Raw genomic sequence first — 16,895 nt, 5'->3', positions numbered from 1 at the left:
GCACGCAGTCACGCCGGTGCCAGTGTAGCGTTCTCGGCCCATAGCTTCCGGCCAGCTACAATCGTGGCAACCGCTTTGCCGCGCAGCGGCCAGCCATAGAAGGGGCTGTTCGAAGCCTTGCTCGCGGTGTTTGCACGCTCAAATACCCAGTCGCGGTTCGGGTCAAACACCGTCACATCGGCCACCGCGCCGACGCTTAGCGTCCCGCTTGCCAGGCGCAGGAGCCTGGCGGGCCCGACCGTAAGCTTCGCGATCACATCAGCCAGGCTGAGGCGATTGGTGTGGTAAAGCTGCATCAGCGAGAGGGCCAGTTCGGTTTCCAGGCCGGTGATGCCGAACGGCGCGTAGTCGAATTCCACGTCTTTCTCGTAGTCGCAATGCGGCGCGTGGTCGCTGCCAATGGCCTCCAAGGTGCCGTCGGTCAGCCCTTCGAGAATGGCTTCCCGATCACGCGCCGATCCAAGCGGGGGATTCATCTTGAAGTTTGTGTCATACACCGGCCAGCTCGGCAGCGGACCGCGGCGTGAATCCAAACCAAAAACGGCCTTGCCATCTGTCGCGAAGAATTTCTCGCTGCCAGCCACCGCCGCATCCGTGAGCGTAAAATGATGCGGACAAGCTTCGCCGGACACCGGCACGCCGCGCTTCTTCGCCTCGCGCAGCAACTGCACGCTGCCCGCCGCGCTGACATGCTGGCAATGCACGCGCGCTCCCGTCATTTCAGCCAGTAGGATATCCCGCGCCACAATCATCTCTTCTCCGGCTGCTGGCCAGCCACGCAGGCCCAGCACCGTGCTCCAATAGCCTTCGCGCATCACGCCCTCCGTTACCAGGGAGTAATCCTGGCAATGGTCCATTACCGGCAGATCGAACATCTTCGCATATTCCAGCGCCCGGCGCATCAACTCGTTATTCTGCACACAATGCCCGTCATCGGTAATCGCCACCACCCCTGCCCTTTTGAGCGAGCCGATCGGCGCCAGTTCTTCGCCCGCGAGACTCTTGGTGATGGCACCGGCGACGCAAACATTGACCACTCCCTGCTCCCTGGCACGCTCGTGGATCAAAGCCACCGTCCCGGCATTATCAATCGCCGGCGAAGTATTGGGCATGCAGACCACCGACGTAAACCCGCCGCGCGCAGCGGCGGCAGTGCCCGTGGCAATGGTCTCCTTGGCCACCTGTCCGGGCTCGCGCAAATGGACATGCAAATCAATCAACCCCGGGCAAACCACCAACCCCTTGACATCCATCCTTTCGACGTCAGCGGGAGCCTTGGCGGCTGCGTCTGGCCCTACGGCGGCAATCTTCCCCTGGCAAATCAGCAAATCGGCGCGGGCGTCCAAATGGTTGGCGGGGTCAATGACCCGTCCGCTGGTCAGCAGCAGCGAATTCATGGGGCCGCAGATTACAGCCACGCATTCGGAGTTCAAGCTTTGACGTTCCAGCCGCCCTGGGGGCTTGGGAGCTCGGGCTGGGGGTTGACATCGCGCCGCTCGCGGTTACCATTCATCTCCAGTGCGACGCGGGTGTAGCTCAATGGTAGAGCTCCAGCCTTCCAAGCTGGCCACGTGGGTTCGATTCCCATCACCCGCTCCAGTTTCAGTGGTTTGGGTTCCCAACTGGGGGAGCGACATTACGGCCTGGCTCGAGCCTAAGCCCGCCTGCCTCTGGTCTCAGAAATACTTCTTCAGGATCCAATCGGGTTGCCACTGATCGGGCGTGCGCTGCTTGCCGGTCAGGTCTATTGGTTTGAACGGCTTGCTGGCCGCCGGCACTTCGAGCGTGTCGCCGAATCGGGCCTGCCATTCTTTCATCAAGGCGAGGAGCCGTCGGGTTTCTCCCGCATGTTGCGGCAAGTCTATCAAGTTGGTTTGTTCCTCCGGATCGCGTTGCAGGTCGAATAACTGGAGATGACCGACCTGGGTGTAGGCGATCAGCTTCCATCGCTCATCGCGGACCGCACGCTGAATCTGGATATAGGGAAGAAATACTGAATCGCGGACCTTCTCTTTTCTTCCTTCCCACAATGGGCGAAGGCTCTCGCCCTCGATCCGATCCGGAGCTTTGACGCCGGTGACGTCACAGACGGTCGGGAAGATGTCGAGCAGGTAGGTGAATGCCTGCATGGATTTGCCGGCCGGAATGCCCGGACCGGCGAAGATAAGCGGCACGCGCATGCTGTGCTCGAAGACGTTCTGCTTGCCCAGCAGCCCATGGCTGCCGAGGGCCAAGCCATTGTCGGCGGAATAGATGATGATCGTGTTGTCCGCCATGCCGCTCTGTTTGAGGGCCTTGAGGATGCGCCCGATCTGGCGGTCCAAGTGGGTGATCATACCGTAGTATTCGGCCAGTTGGTCGCGGATCACCGCCTCGGCGCGGGGCCAGGCCGCCAAGTTCTCATCCCGGCACTTGGTCATGTGGCCGTTATCGAAGGGGAATTGCGGCTGGAAGTTCTGTGGCAGCGGCGGTTTGTTGCGGTAATAGAACTTGAGCTGCCGGGGCGGCGGCATCCTCGGGTCGTGCGGCGCGGTAAAGGCTGCATAAGCGAAGAATGGCCTCTGGCCGTCGTGGTTCTTGAGGAACTCGATCACCGAATCGGCAAACAGCTCGCTGGAGAATTTCTCACCCGTGCGCTCGGGAGTGAGCTTGCCGTCCGAACCAAGGTCCTGCACTGGGACTTTGGAGTGGTCGGACATGCCCCCGAACATCACCGTCTTTCCCCGCTGGAATGCCCGCAGCCAGGATTCCTGGCCATTGTGCCATTTGCCGGTGCCGAAGGTTACATAGCCGTTTTCCTTGAGCAGCTCGGGCATCAACTTTGCATCGCTGATCTTCTTGGTATCTACCTGGAACCAGGATCTCCCGCTCATCAGCATGGCCCGGCTCGGCATGCAAACCGCACCGCTATTGCCACCAAAGATGTAATTGCGCCGGAAGCTGCATCCTGCGTCAACCAGCTTGTCCAGGGTTGGTGTCTTTATATGTGGATTGCCCCAGGCGCCAATGGTGTCAGCCCGCTGGTCGTCGGCGAAGAGGAAGAGGATGTTCGGACGGCTGTTCGCGACCGCTGCGTGCAGAGCGGGAGGTAAACCAATTGTCAGGAATAGGAGTAGCGCAGGATAGACTGGACAAAAGCGGTTTCGTCGGTTTTCAAGATGCTCAGACTTGGAATCCATACGCGGTTGTTGTTTAGCTTGCTGTTGTCGTCCTGACTCTGCGTTCGCTCGCGACGCGGATCAAGGATATTGCGCTCAGCCACGCTTAAGGGGGAGGCATGAGGTCGCCGATCTAGCGGCAAGTTCCCCGGGTGTCCGGCTTATCCGTCGAACTGAGTGTTTGAGTGATTCGCTCGAATTGTGGACTTGCATGTCCGCCCGAAGTGTTCAGGCTCTGGGACAGCGAATGAAGCCCGCGAGCGTCACGACCGTCTTGAAGATTGCCACGGTTACGGGAGCATTCCTGGCGCTCAGTGAATTCCGATTGATGGCCGATTATCCGTGGGAACCGCCGCCTGACAAGATTGTCATCATGGCAGTGAACGCCCACCCGGATGACGAAGGGATCTTCTTCGGTGGGGCGCTGACGTATTACAGCGCCGCCAGGCGGCTTCCGACGCTGTTGGTGTCATTGACCAGCGGCGATTGGATTCCATCCAACCTGACGGTTCGCGAGGAAGAACTCCGCTGTGCGGCCTGGACCTACGGCCTGCGCTATGAGCCGCTTTTCCCGCGGTTCCGCGATGTGCCTTCGCAAAGCCTCAATCCCAATCCTTATAGGAATACGATTGACGCCACTTGGGATTACTGGGCCGACGGAGTACTCCAAGGCGACGGCAGCGACGTTCAGGCCGGGAAGCTCAGGGCGATCCATTATCTCGCCGAGCAGATTCGCCGCTATCGCCCGGAAGTTATCATCAGTCACGACACAAAGGGCGAATACGGCCACGACAATCATCGCGCAACCGCGTATGTGGCAACCAACGCGTTCTTTGTGGCCGCCGACCCGGGAGCCGCCGCGCCGAACCTGGCCGGGCTGCCGCCGTGGCAGGCCAAGAAACTCTACCTTCACCTGTACCCGGTTAACCGGCTGTTCCATCGGTTCGGAGAAGATGCAATTCCGGACTTGACCAACCGCACACCGCGTCAGGTCGCGGATCTCGGCTTGGATTGCCATGTTTCACAAGGCCGCCCGGATGTCTCGACTGTTTACCGGGTTGGCGAGAATTTCGACGGGTATTCCTCGGAATGGTGGGGCCTTTATGCCTCCACCGTCGGCCCTGACACTGTCCTGAGCAATAGTCTGATTGTCAACGGTTACACCGTCCCGGCGGGGGTGGCGGCGGGTGATTTTCTCGAGCACATTGTAGTCGAGCCCGGGCGTCCTCCGTGCTTCACGAATATCGCCCGCTGTGCCGACAGTTCAGTCCAGATTACGGTCGAGGCGGCCCCCGGCCAAACCTACGTGGTCGAGGCCACTACCAACATGCAATCGAGCGTGTGGCAGCCCATGGCTACCAACGTATCGGGCACGAACAAGTTTCAGTTCGTGGAACCAGCCAATGCACCCCGGCGTTACTATCGCGCCGTCATTCCCTGACCCGTTCTCGACCCCCGATGCGTCAGATCTCGCGCCGCTTCCGGAAGGAGGGAAGCCGACGGATTTAGTCTCCCGACCATTGGAAACCTGAATGGCGGCTTGCCCAGAGGTGAGATTGGGTGCAACGATCATAGTCGTGGAACTTAGCGCAAACGAAGTTATCGCCGTGATCCCTGGCTGGTTCCAACCTGGCCGGGGCAAGCTGGCAGGTCGCCAGGAAACGTGCCGTGTCGCGAACATTTTTTGAGGCGATCGGATACACGCTCGGCCGGAAAGCCGCGCAGGCCAAGAACGCCTTTGATCTCGTAGGCGGGTCAGAGGAAGACTCGTTGCGGGCTGAAATACGGCTGGGCCGCGACCTGGCGGCGGCTTTCCTGGAACGGGTCCCTTTGGTTCGGGAGAATGAAACCACCACGTTTGCGGCTCACATTGGGCGCTGGCTGGCGGCAAACATGAAGGAGCGGAGGATCCCCTTCATTGTCCGGGTCACGGCGGAGCGGGAGCCGAGTGCGGTAGCCCTGCCGGGCGGGCCTGTGTTTGTGAGTTGGTCGCTGCTGGAGCTGTGCCAGGGGCAAAGGGATGAAATCGCTTTCGCGCTCGGCCATGAAATGGCGCATATCGCCCTGCGGCACACCCTCAATCGGATTGTCAAAGACGCCGCGCTTTCGCTGCTGCTTCGCCAACTCCCTGGAAGGCATGCCGCCAGCGCGTGGCTGAGCAAGGCAGGGCGGCAACTCTTGAGCAGTGCCTTCTCCCGGGAGGACGAATTGGAGGCAGATGAATTTGCCGCGGCACTGGTCGGAAGCGCCGGGGGTGACGCGCTGGCAGGGGTGCGCCTGCTGGAGAAACTTGCGCGGGGGAGCTCAGTGCAGAACGTCAGCGTCGTTGCAGGAGATTACCTGACTACCCACCCGCCGTTCGCAGAGCGAATCGCCAGGCTGCGTGCCCAGAAGCTCGGTTGATCCACACCTTAATCCTCAATTCGTGATTTCGCGATTTCACTAACGAATTGCCTGCCTCTGGCACAGAATCCAACTTGGCCACTATCGTTTAGAATAGTCTCGCCAGGCTGGTAGGCTCAAGGGATACGCCGCAAGCCGGGTGTCTCCAGCCACGCCTGCCGACTGCCGCCCTTACGACTGGCTCCGTCCGTCCCCCAAGCCTGAGGCACCTTCCAGCCAAGCCAGCTACGGCGCTGGGGCGGCGCCTATCCGGCGGGACTACGGTGTGTATCCCATGGGGATCGCTCCCCATGGGATACACACAGGGGCATAACGGGTGTCGCAGCGTTGCCGCACCGGGGCAGCGATTCGGTCCAGGAACAAGGGACTGTATGAATAGACTGCGATAATTAGCGATCCAGCTCCGCAATCCGCCAAGGATAGAGGCCGACTTTGCGAATGCTGCAGCCGGTGGCTTTGAAGCTCATCTCATGCATCCCCCAATGCTGGTGCCCTTCCGGTTGCAGGCGCCCCGGACCCCGCTCCAGCGCCCGACTCATGATCCGCCGCGGCATGTCCAGTTTTAAGACTTGGGCGCGCGCGCCCGAAATCCCGGTTTTGGAAGAAAAGCGCGGTGACGCATCTGCCGGCGAAACCGGCGCAAGCCATGGCCCGCGGAATGCTGGCGAACAGGCATGAGTGCGATCGTTTACACGGCAAACCGGAAGGGCGGCGATTACATCAAAGCGGCCGTTGTTCCGTCGAACCACTCGGAGCAAGCGCGTTTTGGCCTGGTTGACGGCGTGGTCGTCGGCTTCCTGCTGTTGTGCGTTTGCGGGTTGGTCTGCCTGCTGGTTCTGGCCTGAAGGGCACGAATCCGCCGTCCCTTCCTTGAGCAACGGAACCCCCCTTGAGGAGTGACCGTTAGCGCCGCCCGGTATCCTTCGGGGAGCGCAGCGGTCCGGGCGCGGTAGCTGACGGCCCGTTAGTGTCTTTAACCTTGAACGCCGAGCGCAGGAGCCAGTGGCGTTTGAGGCCCTGGATAAAGGTGTCGGCATCCACAATCGTGCGCGAGATTTCGCCCAGGATGTTTGTATTGGCCTCTACCTGGCTGTTGAGGTTGCTGGTCAGGTTGGCCAGGTTGTCGAGGGAACGGCCAAGGTTCTCGGCGATCGCGGTCAGATTGGTGTCCACACGGGCGAGGGTCGTGTCAGCGGTGCCGAGAGTGCCTTCGAGCTGGCGGCTAATGTTGGTCGGCAACAACCACTCGCCCAGCGCGCCGGGCTGGTTCAGCCGCGCGGTGAGAGCAGCGATGTTGCTGACCGACGGCTGGACGCCCAAGGCCGCGGTATTGAGATTGGAGGTCAGGCTCGCGCTGTTGGAGAGCACCGCCGCAAGCTGGTTGGTCAGCCGCAGGATATTCGGCAGGGCCTGTTCGATCTCGTCCACCAGCTTCTCCAGCCGCTCGGTGACCGCCGCCGATTCATCCGCCAGCAAGGGATAGGGTTTGCTTTTCCGTGTGTAGGAGTCGTAACGGCCTTCCTCGTCGTTCCACACACCGGTCATGGTCTTGCGTTGCTCAGCGGTGTTCATAATGAGCAGGTTCGTGCAGCCGGCGGCGGCCAGAGCGGCGAAGTTGCCCAGCGGGGTCTTGGCTTTGGCCAGCAGGTTGGTGTTGGCTTCGTCCCAGACCTCCTGCGCCAGCAGCCAGTTGGACGCGTCTGTCAGGCCGCGCGCTTCCGACAGGGTTACCTCGCGCAACGGGTAGAAGATGTAGGTTGGGTAGCCGCCGGTGCCTTTGGTGACCTCCAGGACGCGTTTGCCCAGCAAGTCAGCGGTCGTCACCTTGGCCCGCGAGCCCACCGTCCAGAGATAACCGTAATAGGGATCTTTGATCTCGAACTCGACGTAGATGTTGTGCTGAAACTCCTCGGGCGGCATGGGTTCCATGCGGGTAATCTGCCCTACTGTCAGGCCCATCAGCATGACCGGGTCCCCGACCTTGAGCCCGGTGGCGCGATCAGTGAAGGTGTAATAAGGGGCTTTGGTCAGGAACCACCCTTTGCGCTCGGCTGTGTGGTAGACGTAATAGGCGAAGCCGAACACCAGCAGCGCCATCGCCAGGGCCACAAACCAGCCGACCGCCCGTTCCATGCGGCTCAGGCGCGTGCGCAATTGCGGTGTCAGGTCTTGGAGGGCCATTCCGGCTTTTGATTACTCCGTTTGGGTTCCTTCCGTCAATAAATCCCGCACATGGTCCTCGGTGGCGGCGGCCACCTGCGCCCAGTCGCCCAGCACCTGAAGGCTGCGGTTCCGCAGTAGCGCGAATTGGCGCGCGTGCTGTTTCCAAGGCCGGAAATCAGCCGTGGTGACCACCAGCGTGACCGGCCGGTCTTGCATCAGCCGGTGGCCTCTGGACAACTGATCCAGGAAGTTGATCCACCAGCCTGCGTGCCGCGGGTCCAGGTCCGCCAGCGGATTGTCCACCAGCAACACCTCCGGCTTGAGCGTGAGCGCGCGGGCCAGGCTGGTGCGTTTCTGCCAGCCGCGGCCCAGTGTGCCCGGCAGCCGGTGGGCCCAGGGTTCCAACTCCAGGCATGCCATCAACTCCTCCACCGCCACCGCCGCCTCGGCTTTCCCCAGGTTCTGATGATAGCGGAGGGGCAGCGCGACGTTCTCCAGAACGGTGAGGCGATTAAACAAATGTCCGCCCTCGAACACCATTCCCAGGCGCAGCCGCGTGTGGAGGCGGGCATCATCGAAAATGGGCATTTGTTCCCCGAAGAATCGGTATTCACCCCGCTGGGGTGGAATCAAGCCGCCGGCCAGCATGAGGAAATCGCTCTTGCCCGCGCCGTGCAACCCGGCAATGGCCCAGTAATCGCCGGGGTTGGCGGTCCAGTTGATGTCCTCGGCGACCGTGGTTTCCGCGTCGGCCATCGCCCCGAAGGCCAGGTTGGCCATCTCAATCGCCGGAACACCCGGCTGGGCTGGAACGGGAGTCGTCAAGTCACGAGGTAAATGATGATGAACAGGGCGTCCGCCAGCACACAGGCAATGATGCTTTGCGCGACGGCGGCGACGGTCGCGTCGGACACCTCTTCAAGGCGCAGAGGCTGCGCGAGGCCGTGGTAGCAGGTCACCAGCGCGATGATGGAACCGAACAGGAAGGTCTTGATGGCCAGCAGGGCGAAATCCACTCCACTCAAGGCGCTGGCCAGTTGGCGAAAATAGTCGTCAGGGCGCAGGGGAACATCTTGCACGAATGCCCAGAGATAACCGCTGAGCAGAGCCCCGAGGATCAGATAAACGGTCAGCGAGAAGACACCCAGAGCCATGCCTACCACGCGCGGCACGACCAGGTAATGCACCGGGTCAATGCCCAGCGCCTCCAGCGCCTCGACTTCGCCCAATGCCCGGGCGGTGCCCAGTTCGACCACGTTGGCCGTGCCAATGCGCGCCAGTACCAGCAGGGCTGTCACGAGCGGGCCCAGTTCGCGCACCACCACCACGACCATGACCGTGCCCAGGTAATTGATGGCGCCGACCGGCGCCAGCCACGATACAGTCTGGCCAATGACGACCAGGCCCAGCGCCGCGGCCATAAACGTAAACATCGGCATAAGCCAGAGCCCGGCCCGGGCCGTTTGCTCGAACACCAGCGGGCGGATCACCTGCCGCGCTACGCGGAAGCGGCTGATCATCACCCCCAGTGTAATCAAGGCAAAGGAGCCCAGCCCCTGCAGCGTCAAGAGGAAACGGAACAGCATCCGCCCCAAATAGCGGGTCAACGACCGCGGCAGCGGCAGGCGCAGCAGGATGCGCGCGCGCAACAGCCCGGCGGTGCTGGCGATTCCCTTTTCCACGCGGAGAGCGTAGAGTCGCGGCCCACGCCGGTCAAAGCGCATTTTGCTGATTGGAACCGACCCGGGCGAGTGGTACAGATATTTCGATGATCGCCCGCGTCACCCTGGAAATCGCCCTCCGCAAGGAGTTCGATTACTACATTCCGCCCGAACTGGCGGACCAGGTCGAAGTCGGCAGCCGCGTCCAGGTGCCGTTCGGCTCGCGCAAGGTGCTGGGGTGTATCACCGGGCTGGCCGAGGAGTCGGAACGCGCCACTCTCAAGCCCATCCTCAAAGTCATCGGCGCGCAGACGCTGGTTACGCCTAAAATCCTCAAACTTGCCCGCTGGATAGGTGAGTATTACTGCTGCGCGCCGGAGACGGCGTTGAAGAGCGTCCTGCCGGTCGCCGTCCGCCATGAGCAGGTCAACTGGCGTGAGCGTCTGCACGTCCGCGCCGTGCCGCTCCCTGGCGAGGCGCCAAAGATGCCCAAGCGGCAGAAGGAAGTCTGGCGCATCCTCCAAGCGCGGCGTGCGCTGCCACTCCGCGAGTTGCTGACGCTGGCAAAGACCACCGCCGCCACGGTCCGCCACCTGGAGGACCGCGGCTTAGCTACGGTTGCGCCGGAGATTGTCGAGCGCGACCCTTATGCGCACGAACACATTCTCCCCACGTTACCACTGACGCTCAACCCGGCGCAGGCCAAAGCCCTCACCGTCATCAAGGACGCAATGGACGGAGGCACAAAGGACGCAATCGAGGCGCAGTCTCGCAGTACTGGCGGGGTGCGTCCGTCCCCGGGCGGGCCGGGGCCTGCTGCGCCCGAGGATGGGTGCATCCCGGCACTTCCCGCGGCCGCTTCCCTTGTCCCGCGCTCCTTGACCTTTCTCCTGCACGGCGTCACCGGCAGCGGCAAGACAGAGGTCTATCTGCAAGCCATCGCCCACGCGCTGGCACAAGGCAAAGGCGCGATTGTCCTGGTGCCGGAAATCTCGCTCACGCCGCAAACGGTCGAGCGCTTCAAGGCCCGGTTCAGCTCCGGTCCGCTGCGGACACTGGTGGCCGTGTTGCATAGCCATTTATCTGCCGGGGAGCGGCATGACGAGTGGCACAAGATTCGCCAGGGCCGGGCGCGCATCGCCATCGGCGCGCGCTCGGCCATCTTCGCGCCGGTCGAGCCGCTTGGCCTCATCATTGTGGACGAGGAGCACGAGCACAGCTACAAGCAGGAGGAGGCGCCCCGGTACCACGCGCGCGACGTCGCTATCGTGCGCGGCCAGATGGAAGGGGCGGTTGTGGTGCTGGGCTCGGCGACTCCCTCGCTGGAGACCTACTACAACTGCGGCAAGGGCAAGTATACCCTGCTCCAGTTGCCCGAGCGGGCGGACAACAAGAAAATGCCGGTGGTGCGGATTGTGGACATGCGGCAAACGGCGCGGCCGGAGAAGGCAATTCCCATCTTCTCGCCGCAGCTCAAGGAAGCGATTGCCCGGCGCCTGGAGCAGAAGGAGCAGGTCATTCTGTTCCTGAATCGGCGCGGCTACTCCACTTCCCTGCAATGCCCCCTCTGTGGCTACGCCGCCGAATGCCCCAATTGCAGCGTCTCGCTCACCTACCACCGCCACGAACAGAAGCTCTGCTGCCACATCTGTGCCCATGTAGCCCCGGTGCCAGCCGCCTGCCCCAACGAGAAGTGCCGCAACCCGGCGATCCGCTACGCCGGTCTGGGAACCCAGAAGGTTGAAGCCACGCTGACCAAGCTCTTTCCGCAGGCGCGCACCGTGCGCATGGATTCCGACGCGCTGAAACGCAAGGAGGATTACCGCCGCATACTGGGCGATTTCCGCACCGGCAAGATTGACATACTCGTCGGCACGCAAATGATCGCCAAAGGGCTGCATTTCCCGAACGTCACGCTGGTCGGGATCATCTACGCCGACCTGGCGCTGCATCAGCCAGACTTCCGCGCCGGGGAGCGGACCTTTCAACTGCTCACTCAGGTGGCGGGGCGCGCAGGCCGGGGCGACATCGAGGGCGAGGTCTTTGTCCAGGCCTTCACGCCGTTTCATCCGGCGATCCAATTTGCCCGGCGGCATGACTTCGAGGGGTTCTATGAACAGGAACTCGAGTTTCGCGAGCCGTTGAAATATCCGCCTGTCAGCCGCATTGCCTTGCTGACGCTCAAGGGCCGCAACGAGGAGAAGGTGCGGCTCTCCGCCGAGCATCTGAAGCACGAGCTGGAGAAGGCAGTGGGCGGCATCAAAGACCTGATCATGGCCGGCCCCGCGCCCGCGCCGCTGCTCCGGGCCGAGACCTACTATCGCTACCAGATTATGCTGCGGGCCCTGCGCATGGCCACCCTGAGCCAGCGGCTGGCGCAACTAACGCGTTCGCTGGCGCTGCCGGAAGATGTCTCGCTGGCTGTTGACGTTGACCCGGTGGATTTGGCGTAGCGCCGGGCACTCCCCGCAATCAGTTCTTTTCCAGCCGCAGGGTCGGCTCGTGGCGGAAGCGCAGCAGGTCCTGGTCGGAGGATATGGCGGCTTCGTCGGGGAAAAGCACCACGATGGAGGTGAATTTGTCCTTTTGCCACTGGCCCTCGCGCATCAGCCACTTCTGCACAAACTCGGCGACCGAGTGGCGGCAGGCCTCGCGGACAAGCTGGAGGTGGGCAGAGTCGCCTGCTCGCTGCTCCAGCAAGGGGGTCATGCTCCGTTCGAGCGTTTCGAGCTGCTCGTTCTTGTCGAAGCGGGCCCAGCCGCTCTCCGCCCTCCGTTCCATCTCGGCGGTGTGGATGGCTGGCGGAAGACTTGGGCGGATGGGGGGCGCCAGCACCAGGCAGACCTGGTCGCGCGCCGCCAGCCGCCAGGGGTCGGAGAGTCGCAAGTGGTAACGGAAGGAGACCGGCACCCGAATCTCCGCGACAGTCGTTCCCAAATACACCCAGCCCCAGCCGGCCCACTTTTCATCGGTGCGCTTGAAGGTCTCGTCGCAGCGGAAGACCGCGAGTTCGAGGATGTCGCCCTTGGTGGAGGTGATGCGGGGCAGGCTCTCGCGGAACGTATGCGTGATGTTGCCCGTCATGAAGTTGCGCGCAATCTCGGGTACCGTGCCAATCACCTTGTCCACGGTATCCTTGACCCCGCGCGCGGTCTTGAGATAGGCGACCAGCGCGAAGGCGGCGATGATTACGGCGGCGGCGGCGATGATCGCCGTCCCCCAGGGAAAGGGCTTTTGCGTCTTGTCGGTGTCCATACTTCGCGCGGCAGCGTCGCAGCTAATTAGACTGCAAGGTCGGGGCGTGTCAACCATCGTCGCGGCTCCCGGCGGGGCTGATTGAGACGGCCCGGGCGCTTTTGCTTTTGCATTAGAACCGTTTTCCGGGCAGTCTAAGGCGGTCGCCGTTGCACGATATCACAAACCATGCCTGTTACTGGCCAAATCAAGATAGACGCAGATAGGAACGATACTGAACCGCGCCTCGATAGCGGCCCGCGGCCGTGCAATGCCACTCCGCAGTCCGGCCCGCAGAATCCGCGCGCATCTGTGTCCATCTTTAGTTCGCTTCTGTATGGGCACGACTAGACACAAGACTGGAGTCAAGGCGCCCTCGACACCCGCCGCACTGGGGTTTGCGATGCCGGCCGAGTGGGAGAAACACGAAGCCACCTGGCTGGCCTGGCCGCATAATTCCGTTGACTGGCCTGACAAGGTCGGCACCGTGCGCTGGGTCTATGGGGAAATCGTTCGCAAGATCGCCCCGGGCGAAAGGGTCCGCCTCCTCGTCAACGGCAAGGCTGACGCGAAGCTCGCGCGCAGCTATCTCGCGCGCGCCGGCGCCGACCTGCGCCGCGTCCAGTTCATCACCCATCCCACCGAGCGCGGTTGGATACGCGATACCGGCCCGACCTTCGTGCGGCGCGGCGCGCGGGGTGAGACCGCCATCGTGCACTTTCACTTTAACGCCTGGGCCAGGCACGATGACTGGCAGAAAGACCGGCGCGTTCCGGAAACCGCAGCCAGGCGGTTCCGCAAGCATATATTCCACGCCCGCTGCAACGGCCGAGCCTTCGTTCTGGAAGGCGGCGGCATCGAAGTCAACGGCCGCGGGACGCTGCTGACCACGGAGCAGTGCTACCTCGATCCGAAAGTGCAAGTGCGCAACCCCGGGCTGGGACGGCGGGACATCGAGGACACCCTGAAGCGCTATCTGGGAGTGACCCACATTTTCTGGCTGGCCGCCGGGCCGGCGGGCGACGACACTCACGGCCACATTGACGACATCTGCCGCTTCGTCAACCCGAAGACCGTTGTGCTCATCAAGGAAACCCGCCGCACGGACATTAACTACCGTCCGCTCGCCGAGAACTGGGAACGCATTGGCGACCTGCGGCTGGAGGACGGCTCACGCCCGGAGATAGTATCGCTGCCGATGCCCGCGCCGCTCTATTTCGATGGCCGCCGCCTGCCCGCCAGCTATGCCAACTTCTACATCACCAACGCCGCCGTCCTCGTGCCCACCTTCAACGATCCCAACGACCGCGTCGCCCTTGGCATCCTGGCCGAACTTTTCCCCGACCGCCCCGTCGTGGGCCTGCACGCCGTGGACCTGGTGCTGGGCCGGGGCACCGTGCACTGCCTGACGCAGCAGCAGCCGGCTTGATTACCATCCTGCCGATGGAGCAGGTCAGCGCCGCGACGCAACGCGGCTTCAAGCCGGCGGGGACTGCGGAGCGATGTAACGGACTTCGGCCTGGATGCCGAGGCGGGCCAAGAGTTCGGACTCGATGTCGCGTTTGGGGTCCATGGCGGGCCACATGGCGCCGGCAAAGTATTCCTCGGAGAGTTCCAGGGTGACCTGGAGCTGGCGTTCGGAGGTTTCGAGGTGGAACCGGAGCCCGGCGGCGCGGGTTTTGGCGAGCACCTCGGCGACCTGGGCTTCGTAGAAAGAGACTTCCCGGACGCGGCAACGGCGGTCGAGGCGCGGGCCGGGCTGGAACAGGACGCCGGTGCGGCCGCAGGCGCATTTGTCGCGGCAGAGTTCGGCGGCGACGCGGGTGCGGTAGCGCAGCAGGGGCATGGCTTCGCGGGCCAGCGTGGTGAGGACGAGCTCGCCGTCGCAGACCTCGGCCAGGAACTGGTCTTCGTGGATGTGGAACAGGCCGACCTCGCATTCGACGCAGAGGCCGGGGTTGAGGATTTCGCCCAGGCCGAAGTTGCACCGAATGGCAGCGAAGAGGCCGGCGGCGAGCTGCTCGCGGGTTTCCTTGTCCACGGGCCGGGACAGGAGCACGGTGCGCAGGTAAAGGGATTGCGGGTCAATGCGGCGCTCCTCGATGGCGTGCACGAGGTCGAGGGCGTTGGTGGGCGTGGTGATGAGGGTGGTGGGGCGGTAGTTCTGGAGCATCGCGAGCTGGTAATCAATGTGCAGCGGGTCTTCGGCGATGACCGAGGCTTCGATGAGTTCGGCGCCCCGGACATAACCCACAGCGCCGGACTGCGTCAGCCCGCCCAAGGAGATAAGGATGACGTCGTTAGCGGTGACGCCACTGGCAGCGAGCTGCCGGGCGACCAGGCGGCCCCATTGGGCAAGGTCGTTGCGGGTATGGCCAATGACCAATTGTTTGCCGTCCGGGCCAAGGGTCGAGTGCAGGCGGATGACTTCGCGCAGCGGGAAAGCGAACATGCCGTAGGGAAAGCTCTGCACCATGTCTTCCTGGGTGGTGAAGGGCAGCCGCGGCAGGTCGGCGAGGGATTGGAGGCGGAAGTCGCCCAGTTTCTCGCGGTAGCGGCGGACGTTGCGGCGGAGACGGGCCAGCAGGGCCTGGAGACGCTCAAGCTGCATTTGCTCCAGCTCGGCGCGCGAGATCAGTTCGTATCGGCGGTCAAAGGTGCTCATGGATCTCAGTTAAGCGAGTTAGACGGGTTGAATGGGTTGGATGGGCGTCCATGCATGCTGGCATTCAAGGGCTACGAGGCCGGGGTTTCGCGGTTGCCTTTGCCGAGGTAGGCGCGTTTGACTTCGGGGTTGTGGGTGAAATCCGCGGCGGCGCCTTCCAGGACGATCTCGCCCGTCTCCATGACGTAAGCGCGGTCGGCGATCTGGAGGGTGGCGATGGCATTTTGCTCGACCAGCAGCACGGTGAGGCCAAGGTCCTTCATCCTGAGGATTGAGGCAAAGATCTCCTTGACCAGGAGAGGGGCCAGGCCCATGGAGGGTTCGTCCAGCAGCAGCAGCCGGGGTCGGGCCATGAGGGCGCGGCCCAGGGCCAGCATTTGCTGCTCGCCGCCCGAGAGGGTGCCGGCTACCTGGTGCAGGCGCTCGCGCAGGCGGGGAAAGCGGTCGAGCACGGCCTGCATTTGCAGGGCGCGGTCGGGATTGTGGTAGCCGCCGATGAGGAGGTTCTCGCGCACGGTCATTTCGGCAAAGATCATCTTGCCCTCGGGCACCAGCACGGTGGAATTGCTTATGCTGCGCCACGGGGGGGCGCCGGTGGTCGGGCGGCCGTCAATGAACACCTCGCCGGACCAAGGCGGCAGCAGGCCGATAATGGCCTTGAGCAGGGAGGTCTTCCCCGCGCCATTGCCGCCGAGCAGGCCGACGATTTCGCCGGCGCAGACATGCAGGCTGGCGCCGTGGACGACTTCGAGGCTGCCGTAGCCGCAACTGAGGTTTTTGACCTGGAGTAGCATGAGGGGCTAATTGAGCGGGCGCATCGGCGAGGCATCTCTGCCGGTGGTGACGGCTTGCAGTTCGCCGCCCAGGTAAACGCCGATGACTTTGGCATCGTTTTGCACGACCTGCGGGGTGCCCTCGGCGATGGGGCGGCCGTTGTGCAGGACCAGGATGTCGTCCGACAGGCCCATCACCACGGACATATCGTGCTCGACGAGCAGGATGGTGATGCCGCGGTCGCGGATTTTGCCAATCAGGTCGGCGAGGTCTTCCTTTTCGCGCGTGTTGAGTCCGCTGGCAGGCTCATCCAGAAGCAGCATCTCGGGTTCGGTGGCCAGCGCCCGGGCCAGCTCGACCATCCGGCGCTGGCCGAATGGCAGCGCCCCCGCCGGCCGGTCGGCGAGGTGGCCCAGGCCCACGCCCTCCAGTTGCGCCTGGGCAGCGTCGCGAATGGCGCGCTCTTCTCCGCGCTGGCCCGGCCAGCGCAGGCCGCAGCCGATGAAATCCCAGCGCGCGCGGCTGTGGCGCCCGACCATGACGTTCTCGCGCACGTTCATCCGGAGGAACAGGCTGGGATTCTGGAAGGTGCGCGAGATGCCGGCGCGCGCAATCTGGTAGGGCTTGAAACCGGTGATCGGGCGGTCTTTGAACTTGATTTGGCCCGCGTCCGGTTTGAGCAAGCCCGAGATGATGTTGAAGAGGGTGGTCTTGCCGGCGCCGTTGGGGCCGATAACGCCTTTGATCTGGCCCGCGTTGACGGCGAGTGAAACGCCATCCACCGCGACCAGCCCGCCAAAACTGCGGCGGACGCCCTCGACTTGAAGCAGCGCCATG

General features: G+C 63.1%; 14 protein-coding genes and 1 tRNA gene. 6 read left to right on the top strand and 9 right to left on the bottom strand.

All coding sequences use genetic code 11. The features are described 5' to 3' along the window. Nucleotides 1–8 precede the first annotated feature (8 nt). On the bottom strand, nucleotides 9–1,397 hold the full coding sequence (locus P5205_09065) for a dihydroorotase (protein ID HSA10505.1): 1,389 nt from the start codon (nucleotides 1,395–1,397) through the stop codon (nucleotides 9–11). A gap of 128 nt (nucleotides 1,398–1,525) precedes the next feature. On the opposite strand from P5205_09065, the gene P5205_09060 reads away from it, so the two are divergent. After that, nucleotides 1,526–1,599: transfer RNA gene (locus tag P5205_09060), tRNA-Gly, on the top strand. Between the two features lie 77 nt (nucleotides 1,600–1,676). Here the strand turns inward: P5205_09060 and P5205_09055 are convergent. Continuing rightward, the gene (locus P5205_09055; GenBank protein ID HSA10504.1) at nucleotides 1,677–3,179 is read right to left on the bottom strand and encodes a sulfatase-like hydrolase/transferase; all 1,503 of its coding nucleotides are present in this window, start codon (nucleotides 3,177–3,179) and stop codon (nucleotides 1,677–1,679) included. Nucleotides 3,180–3,405: 226 nt separating this feature from the next. Here P5205_09055 and P5205_09050 point away from each other — a divergent pair, with 226 nt between their 5' ends. From P5205_09050 to P5205_09040, 3 genes are all read left to right on the top strand, one after another. Further along, complete coding sequence (locus P5205_09050) at nucleotides 3,406–4,599, top strand: PIG-L family deacetylase (GenBank protein HSA10503.1); 1,194 nt, start codon at nucleotides 3,406–3,408, stop codon at nucleotides 4,597–4,599. A 227-nt stretch (nucleotides 4,600–4,826) separates the two neighbouring features. Next, the gene (locus P5205_09045; protein HSA10502.1) at nucleotides 4,827–5,561 is read left to right on the top strand and encodes a M48 family metalloprotease; all 735 of its coding nucleotides are present in this window, start codon (nucleotides 4,827–4,829) and stop codon (nucleotides 5,559–5,561) included. A gap of 674 nt (nucleotides 5,562–6,235) precedes the next feature. Then, a complete protein-coding gene (locus tag P5205_09040) occupies nucleotides 6,236–6,406 on the top strand; it encodes a hypothetical protein (GenBank protein ID HSA10501.1) in 171 nt (56 codons plus the stop codon). A gap of 58 nt (nucleotides 6,407–6,464) precedes the next feature. On the opposite strand, the gene P5205_09035 is transcribed toward P5205_09040, so the two are convergent. The 3 genes from P5205_09035 to P5205_09025 are packed head-to-tail and all read right to left on the bottom strand — an operon-like array spanning nucleotide 6,465 to nucleotide 9,448. Further along, the gene (locus P5205_09035; protein HSA10500.1) at nucleotides 6,465–7,742 is read right to left on the bottom strand and encodes an MlaD family protein; all 1,278 of its coding nucleotides are present in this window, start codon (nucleotides 7,740–7,742) and stop codon (nucleotides 6,465–6,467) included. Nucleotides 7,743–7,754: 12 nt separating this feature from the next. Next, a complete protein-coding gene (locus P5205_09030; protein ID HSA10499.1) occupies nucleotides 7,755–8,549 on the bottom strand; it encodes an ATP-binding cassette domain-containing protein in 795 nt (264 codons plus the stop codon). Then, on the bottom strand, nucleotides 8,546–9,448 hold the full coding sequence (locus tag P5205_09025; protein ID HSA10498.1) for an ABC transporter permease: 903 nt from the start codon (nucleotides 9,446–9,448) through the stop codon (nucleotides 8,546–8,548). Before P5205_09025 ends, P5205_09030 begins: the two co-directional genes overlap by 4 nt. 44 nt (nucleotides 9,449–9,492) lie before the next feature. On the opposite strand from P5205_09025, the gene priA reads away from it, so the two are divergent. Next, nucleotides 9,493–11,838, top strand: coding sequence for a primosomal protein N' (gene priA, locus P5205_09020; GenBank protein HSA10497.1), 2,346 nt, complete (start codon nucleotides 9,493–9,495; stop codon nucleotides 11,836–11,838). Between the two features lie 19 nt (nucleotides 11,839–11,857). Here priA and P5205_09015 read toward each other — a convergent pair whose 3' ends face one another. Further along, nucleotides 11,858–12,640 (bottom strand): hypothetical protein, encoded by a 783-nt coding sequence (locus P5205_09015; GenBank protein HSA10496.1) that lies wholly within the window; start codon nucleotides 12,638–12,640, stop codon nucleotides 11,858–11,860. A 316-nt stretch (nucleotides 12,641–12,956) separates the two neighbouring features. Between P5205_09015 and P5205_09010 the strand changes: the two genes are divergently transcribed. Further along, nucleotides 12,957–14,048: an agmatine deiminase family protein gene (locus P5205_09010; protein HSA10495.1), complete on the top strand. Its 1,092-nt coding sequence runs from the start codon at nucleotides 12,957–12,959 to the stop codon at nucleotides 14,046–14,048. 48 nt (nucleotides 14,049–14,096) lie between these two features. Here the strand turns inward: P5205_09010 and P5205_09005 are convergent, their stop codons facing one another. The 3 genes from P5205_09005 to P5205_08995 form a co-directional block, all read right to left on the bottom strand. After that, a complete protein-coding gene (locus P5205_09005) occupies nucleotides 14,097–15,284 on the bottom strand; it encodes a hypothetical protein (protein ID HSA10494.1) in 1,188 nt (395 codons plus the stop codon). A gap of 71 nt (nucleotides 15,285–15,355) precedes the next feature. After that, entirely contained in the window at nucleotides 15,356–16,078 is a 723-nt protein-coding gene (locus P5205_09000; protein HSA10493.1) for an ABC transporter ATP-binding protein, read from the bottom strand. 6 nt (nucleotides 16,079–16,084) lie between these two features. Next, nucleotides 16,085–16,894 carry an ABC transporter ATP-binding protein gene (locus P5205_08995; GenBank protein ID HSA10492.1) on the bottom strand — a complete coding sequence of 270 codons (810 nt, stop codon included), beginning with the start codon at nucleotides 16,892–16,894 and terminating at the stop codon, nucleotides 16,085–16,087. Between the last annotated feature and the right edge of the window lies 1 nt (nucleotide 16,895).

The sequence above is a fragment of the Candidatus Paceibacterota bacterium genome, from assembly GCA_035452965.1.
In the GTDB taxonomy this organism is placed as follows: domain Bacteria; phylum Verrucomicrobiota; class Verrucomicrobiia; order Limisphaerales; family UBA8199; genus UBA8199.
This window is presented reverse-complemented; position numbering and strand designations above follow the sequence as displayed.